Consider the following 1475-nt stretch of genomic DNA (forward strand, 5'->3'; position numbering starts at 1 on the left):
GCCCCTGGCTGCGCCCCCCCTGACTGCGCCACCCCCCTGACTGCGCCGCCCCCTTGACGGCGCGGACGCGGGCATTACAAACGAGCCATGCGCGACGAACCACCCCGCGCGAGGAGACACCGTGGCCACCGGATGGGCGGGCGACAACGCCGTCAACGATCAGATACGCGACTCCATCGCCGACGAGGTGCAACGGGCACGCGACAGCCTGCCCAGGGGGCCGGGTCTGGACTTTTGCGAGGAGTGCGGCGACCCCATTCCGGAAGCCCGGCGCAAGGCCCTGCCCGGCGTGCGCCTGTGCGTGCCCTGCCAGCAGGAGGCCGACCGGGACCGCCAGACTGTTTCGCTGTACAACCGCAAGGGCAGCAAGGACAGCCAGTTGCGTTGACGGCAGTTGCCCTGACGGGAGCACGAGAAGGACGAATGCCAAAAGGAAGGGAGGAACTTTGCGAAGCGCCTCCCTTTGCATTTCCGGTCGATGGTCTTTTGCCCGGGACCCTGCCCGGCCCAACCCTGTTCTGGCCGAGCCAGCCCCGGTCGGCCCTGATCGGACCCGGTCGCCCTGATCGGCCCCGGTCGGCCCTGATCGGACCCGCCCAGTCCAGCCCTATCCCGTCCTGCCCGCTACGCCAGCACGCGCAACAGCAACGTCCCGGCCCACAGGCAGACCGCCGCCGTCAGCCCGGCCACGCGCAGGTGGCGCAGCAGCCCCTCCAGCCGCTCGGCATCCCATGCCGGAGGGGGGGCGCATGCGAGAGCAGACGCGGAGGCGGACGAGGAGGCGGTGTCGCAGGCATTCGCGACAGTGCAACACCCCCCGTTCGCATCCATGCGCGGCCCCAGCACCGGCTTGTGCTTCACCGCCCCGAAATAGGGGGTAGGCCCTCCCATGGGCGCACCATGCAGCCACGCGGCGGCGCTCATGGGCCAGCCCGCGTTGGGCGATTCCATGCTCCGCGCATCGCGGGCCATGGGACCGAAGCCCTGCCAGCCACCGTGCGTCCCGCCCGGGCCCCCGCGCGCCCCCTTGCCCGCCAGAACCAGCGGCGCGGACAGCCACAGAAAAAAGACAGCCAGCCGCGCGGGCAACCACGCCAGCACGTCATCCAGCCGGGCACAGGCCCGGCCAAGGTCTCGCCAGCGGTCCGTACGGTAGCCCCACATGGAATCCATGGTGCTCACCGCCTTGTAGGCCCACAGCGCGGCGGGGCCGCCCAGCAGCAGCCAGAAGAACGGGGCCACGAATCCGTCGTTGAAATTCTCGGCCAGCGTTTCCGCCAGCGCGCGGCGCAGGTCCGGGCGATCCAGTTGCGCCGTGTCGCGGCTGACCAGCATGGACACCGCCGTGCGGGCCTCGTCCAGCGTCCCGTGTTCGATGGCATGCAGGGTGCGCCGCCCTTCGCGCAGCAGGCTGCCCAGGGCCAGCCCGGCCCAGGCGAAATACACGGCCACCAGCGCGCCCAGCCACGGGGCCA

The 1475-nt window shown here is 71.1% G+C and carries 2 protein-coding genes; one reads left to right on the plus strand and one right to left on the minus strand.

Going from position 1 to position 1475, the window contains the following annotated elements; all coding sequences use genetic code 11:
• Positions 1-121: 121 nt before the first annotated feature.
• On the plus strand, positions 122-388 hold the full coding sequence (locus tag FVW20_RS15070; RefSeq protein WP_167125428.1) for a DksA/TraR family C4-type zinc finger protein: 267 nt from the start codon (positions 122-124) through the stop codon (positions 386-388).
• 236 nt (positions 389-624) lie between these two features.
• Here the strand turns inward: FVW20_RS15070 and FVW20_RS15075 are convergent.
• A partial coding sequence (locus FVW20_RS15075; RefSeq protein ID WP_196610245.1) for a CobD/CbiB family cobalamin biosynthesis protein occupies positions 625-1475 on the minus strand: 851 nt, incomplete at its 5' end.

The organism is Nitratidesulfovibrio oxamicus, from assembly GCF_015731765.1.
GTDB classification, from domain to species: Bacteria; Desulfobacterota; Desulfovibrionia; order Desulfovibrionales; family Desulfovibrionaceae; genus Cupidesulfovibrio; species Cupidesulfovibrio oxamicus.